Genomic DNA, 4,727 nt, shown 5'->3' with positions numbered 1-4,727 from the left:
TGCTCCAGCGCTCCGTCGACGTCGACGCCGGGCAGCACGGTGCGCAGCACCGGCACCGAGGACTCCGGGATCGCCAGCCGCACCGGCAGGCGGAAGATCGAGGCCTCGAACTCCGCCCGCGCGGCGCGCCAGTGCTCGACCAGCGAGAAGCCCTCCGGCCGTCGGACCGGCTCGTCGACGACGACGGCGTCGACGATGCGCGAGAGCCGGTAGGTGCGCACCGCAGCCTGATGGGCGGCGATCAGGTACCAGCGGTCGGTCTTGAGCACCAGCCCCAGCGGATCCAGCAGTCGGCGCACCGGCGGGCGTCCGGGGCGTTCGTAGCGCACCGACAGGCGCCGGTCCTGCCACACCGCACGGGAGACCTCGGGCAGCGCGGACGGACGCTCGGGGTCGGTGAACCAACGGCCGTGGTCGATGTGCACCCGCTCGGCCGCCCGCGCCGCCGCGCCGTCGTCGTCACCGGCCCCCGCGCGGCCGCCGCCGGAAGGGCGCGCAGCCGGACTCGCGGCGAGCATCTTCGCCCGGGCGGCCTCGAACTCGGCGGCCAGGCCGAGCTCGCCGGCGCCGGCCTCGCCGATCAGCAGCGCCTGGACCTCGACGCCGGTCATCCCGGTCAGCGGTGAGCGCCAGCCCTCGACGATCCCCACGCCGCCGGCCGGGCCGGTGCGCGTCCACAGCGGCACGCCGATCTCCTGCAGGGAGGCGAGATCCCGCTGGATCGTGCGCTCGGAGACCCCGTGCCGGTCGGCCAGCCGGGCCACGGTGGTGCTGCGCAGTCGCACGAGCTCCATCAGCACCGCGATCAGCCGTGAGGTCCGCATGGGAGGAATCCTAGGGATTCCCGACACCGATTGTCGTGGATCGGCGGCACGCTCGGACGGACAGCACTTCCGTGACCGACGAGGAGGCACCCTGATGACCCACGACGCCGAGACCGACCGCACCGAGACCGCAGCGTCCGCACAGTCCACGACGCCGGAGCCGCCGCCCGACCTGACCGGCCGCATCGCCCTGGTCGCCGGGGCCACGCGCGGGGCCGGGCGGGCGATCGCCGTCGAGCTGGGCCGCGCCGGGGCGATCGTCTACTGCACTGGGCGCTCGACCCGGGACGCGCCGTCGGACTACGGGCGCGAGGAGACCGTCGAGGGCACCGCCGAACTGGTCGCCGAGGCCGGCGGGACCGCGCATCCCGTCGTCGTCGACCATCTCGACCCCGAGGCGGTGCGCGGGCTGGTCGAGCGCATCGACGCCGAGCAGGGCGGCCTCGACATCCTGATCAACGACATCGGCGGCGAGGCCTACGTCGAGTTCGACGTCCCGCTGTGGGAGTATGACCTCGACGCCGGACGGCGGCTCTTCGACACCGGCTTCCTCACCCATCTGCACACCAGCCGCCACGCGCTGGGGCTGCTGATCCGGCGTCCCGGCGGACTGGTGATCGAGGTGACCGACGGGACGCGGGACTACAACGCCGCGAACTTCCGCGGCACGGTCTTCCTGGACCTCACCAAGACCGCGGTGGACCGGCTGGCCTTCGCCGAGGGGCACGAGCTGGCCGCCCACGGCGGGACGGCGGTGTCGGTGACGCCGGGCTGGCTGCGCTCGGAGATGATGCTCGACATCTTCGGCGTCACCGAGGAGACCTGGCGCTCCGCCGCCGAGGCGAACCGCGGCGTGCCCGACGCGGTGCCGCCCTATGAGTTCGTCATCTCCGAGACGCCGACGATGCTCGCCCGCGGGATCGCCGCGCTGGCCGCCGACGACGACCGCGCGGCCTGGAACACCCGCTCGACCAGCTCCCACGAGCTCGCCGAGCACTACGGGCTGACCGACGTCGACGGCTCGCGCCCGAACGCCTTCACGTTCATCCCGCTGCTGGAGACCACCCCGGCCGAGGAGATCGACGTCGAACAGCACCGGTAAGCGCAGGCGGTCACCATCCGTCGACGTCGCCGGACGCCTCGGAGTCCTCAGCCAGGGCAGCGAGCACCCGAAGCTGTCAGCGCATCATGACCAGATCGCCCCAGAGCAGCAGCCGTCGACGCAGGTCTGCGGGCTCTTCCCAGATGAGGGTGTAGGTCGGCCGGGAGCGTCGGTCCGCAGATAGACGTCGAGGTCTCCCGACGACGGAGGTTCCTACGCCATCCGTCCGAAAGACCTCGACGTGTCCGACGCTACCCCGCCGGCCGGCTTCGGCCGCCCTGACCTGACCGCCTTCGCTCGACTCGACGGCCTCGGTCTGAGCGTGACCGGGCAACGACTTGAACCGGATCGTGCGGTCCTCGCGTGCCGCGTGGTGGAACCAGATCAGTGGTGCCGACGGTGCGGCAGCGAAGGCGCTGCTCGTGACACCGTGATCCGGCGGTTGGCCCACGAGCCGCTGGGCTGGCGACCGACCGTGCTGGAAGTTGTAGTGCGCCGCTACCGCTGTGCCGACTGCGGACACGTGTGGCGCCAAGACACCAGCGCCGCGGCGGAGCCACGCGCGAAGCTCTCGCGCGCCGGGCTGCGGTGGGCGCTGGAAGGGATCGTGGTCGCACACCTCACCGTCGCCCGTGTCGCCGAGGGACTCGGGGTCGCGTGGGACACCGCCAACAACGCGGTCCTGGCCGAAGGCAAGCGGCTGCTGATCAACGACCCCACGCGGTTCGAGGGCGTGAAGGTCATTGGCGTCGATGAGCACGTCTGGCGCCACACCAGGCGTGGCGACAAGTACGTCACCGTGATCATCGACCTCACCCCGGTCCGCGATGGCGCCGGCCCAGCAAGGCTGCTGGACATGGTCGAGGGCCGGTCGAAGGCGGCGTTCAAGACCTGGCTCGCCGACCGCGACGACGCCTTCCGTGACGCGGTCGAGGTGGTCGCGATGGACGGCTTCACCGGGTTCAAGACCGCCGCTGCAGAGGAGATCCCGGACGCGGTCACGGTGATGGATCCCTTCCACGTCGTGCGCTTGGCCGGTGACGCCCTCGACAGGTGCCGGCGCCGGGTCCAACTCGCGATCCACGGGCACCGTGGGTTCAGGGACGACCCGCTCTACAAGTCGCGGCGCACGCTGCACACCGGCGCGGACCTGCTCACCGACAAGCAGAGCGACAGGCTACGCGCACTGTTCGTTGATGACGCTCACATCGAGGTCGAGGCGACCTGGGGTGTCTACCAGCGCATGATCGCCGCCTATCGCCACGAGGACCGGCAACGTGGCCGCGAGCTCATGGAGAAGCTGATCACCGACCTCAGCGCCGGCGTCCCCAAGGTGCTCACCGAGCTCACCACCCTGGGCCGGACCCTGAAGAAGCGAGCCGCTGACGTGCTCGCCTACTTCGAACGACCCGGCACCAGCAACGGGCCGACCGAGGCGCTCAACGGACGGCTCGAACACCTGCGCGGCTCCGCACTCGGGTTCCGCAACCTGACCAACTACATCGCCCGAAGCCTGCTCGAGACCGGCGGCTTCAGACCCCAACTCCTACACCCCCGATTGGGATGAGCCGGTCTGCGGCGCGGCGGCCGATCGGCGGGACGGCCATCATCGCGACCAGCCGCGAGCGTCCGTCCACCTGCGGCTCGATGCGATACACCAGCGTGATCGTGCCGAAGAGCGTCGTGGGAGCACCCGGCTTCATCCGCAGCGTCACCGAGCGGTCCGGGACCATGTCGACGAGCGTGAAGATGCTCATGAACGTCTGGCCAAGAGTCAGCTCCCGGCACCGCGGATCGGGACGTCGCGGGCTGCGACGCCCGACGTTGTCGATCCAGTCGTAGCTGTACGGAGCACGGCGCAGCTGGCAGACCCACAGGAACAGCGTGTCCGGAGCCGCCGTCGAGACCACTGCACGGGTCACGAGCCGGTCCTGCGGACTCCGCGGGAGCACGGCCAGGCTCTCCGCCGACGGCCGCGGGCCCCAGCCCCAGGGCAGCTCAGGCATCCGGCTGCTCCGCCGCCCGGATCTCCTCCTCCGCGTCCCGCAGGAGCCCCGGGGCGAGCCGCCGGTGGACGATCGACAGCGGCCTCCAGATCAGCGCCGCGCGGCGTCCGGTGTACTGCATCGCCGTCGTCAGCGAGACCTGATCCCGACGGGCCCTGACGATGAGATGACAGTGCAGGAAGTCCGAGGAGGCCTGCAGACGGATCGCCTCCTTCGCCCGTTCGACGACGGCGAAGCCGACCACAGTGTCCGGCGACGCGGTCCGCGCCAGGTGCAGGCGGAGCAGCCCGCGGAAGATGAGGAGCTGCCCGCGGTCAGGGGTGTCCCCGAAGAGCGCCCGCGCCCAGGACTCGGCACTCGCGGCAGAAGGCTCCTCCAGCGCAAGAGCGAACTCGTCGGCGTAGTCGGCCTCCGGCCCCGGGATCATCTCCCGGGCCGCGAGAGACGACGTCGGCGCCCACGACGGAGGTGACGGTGCCCATGGCACGCAAGCTACCGGCCGCTCTGCCGCGGGGCGAGTACTGTCGGCCCGCGGCGCGCGCCAGCACGTCGCGGATCGCCGTCGACAACGCCTCGCATCGGGTCGACTGTCACCGTCCGTCCCCCGCGCCGTCGTCGTGCTCCTCGGTGACCGTACGCTCCGCCCGGCCTCGGGGCGTGCGCGGGTGGTCGCGACGGTAGCGGACCGTCTCGATCACGAAGTAGGCCAGCGGCCCGAGGATCGGCACGCAGAAGATGAGCACCGTCCAGGTCACCGCCGCGGCCGGGCGGTGACCTGGACGGTGCTCATCTTCT

General features: G+C 71.5%; 6 protein-coding genes. 2 read left to right on the top strand and 4 right to left on the bottom strand.

Annotated elements, in window-relative coordinates; translation table 11 throughout:
• On the bottom strand, positions 1–824 hold an 824-nt coding region (locus GU5_RS0106900), incomplete at its 3' end, for a YafY family protein (RefSeq protein ID WP_010524849.1).
• 94 nt (positions 825–918) lie between these two features.
• On the opposite strand from GU5_RS0106900, the gene GU5_RS0106895 reads away from it, so the two are divergent.
• Both GU5_RS0106895 and GU5_RS0106890 read left to right on the top strand, forming a co-directional pair.
• On the top strand, positions 919–1,926 hold the full coding sequence (locus tag GU5_RS0106895) for an SDR family oxidoreductase (protein ID WP_010524848.1): 1,008 nt from the start codon (positions 919–921) through the stop codon (positions 1,924–1,926).
• Between the two features lie 241 nt (positions 1,927–2,167).
• Positions 2,168–3,493 carry an ISL3-like element ISPfr2 family transposase gene (locus tag GU5_RS0106890; RefSeq protein WP_029514091.1) on the top strand — a complete coding sequence of 442 codons (1,326 nt, stop codon included), beginning with the start codon at positions 2,168–2,170 and terminating at the stop codon, positions 3,491–3,493.
• On the opposite strand, the gene GU5_RS14475 is transcribed toward GU5_RS0106890, so the two are convergent.
• The 3 genes from GU5_RS14475 to GU5_RS14465 all read right to left on the bottom strand — a co-directional run.
• Complete coding sequence (locus tag GU5_RS14475) at positions 3,459–3,932, bottom strand: hypothetical protein (RefSeq protein ID WP_010524846.1); 474 nt, start codon at positions 3,930–3,932, stop codon at positions 3,459–3,461. The genes GU5_RS0106890 and GU5_RS14475 overlap by 35 nt on opposite strands.
• Complete coding sequence (locus GU5_RS14470; RefSeq protein ID WP_010524845.1) at positions 3,925–4,359, bottom strand: hypothetical protein; 435 nt, start codon at positions 4,357–4,359, stop codon at positions 3,925–3,927. The genes GU5_RS14475 and GU5_RS14470 overlap by 8 nt, the downstream gene beginning before the upstream one ends.
• Positions 4,360–4,522: 163 nt before the next feature.
• A partial coding sequence (locus GU5_RS14465) for a PLD nuclease N-terminal domain-containing protein (protein WP_010524844.1) occupies positions 4,523–4,727 on the bottom strand: 205 nt, incomplete at its 5' end.

Source organism: Nesterenkonia sp. F (assembly GCF_000220985.1).
GTDB lineage: Bacteria > Actinomycetota > Actinomycetes > Actinomycetales > Micrococcaceae > Nesterenkonia.
Note: the sequence above shows the minus strand (reverse complement) of the source record. Positions and strands in the feature narration are given on the sequence as shown.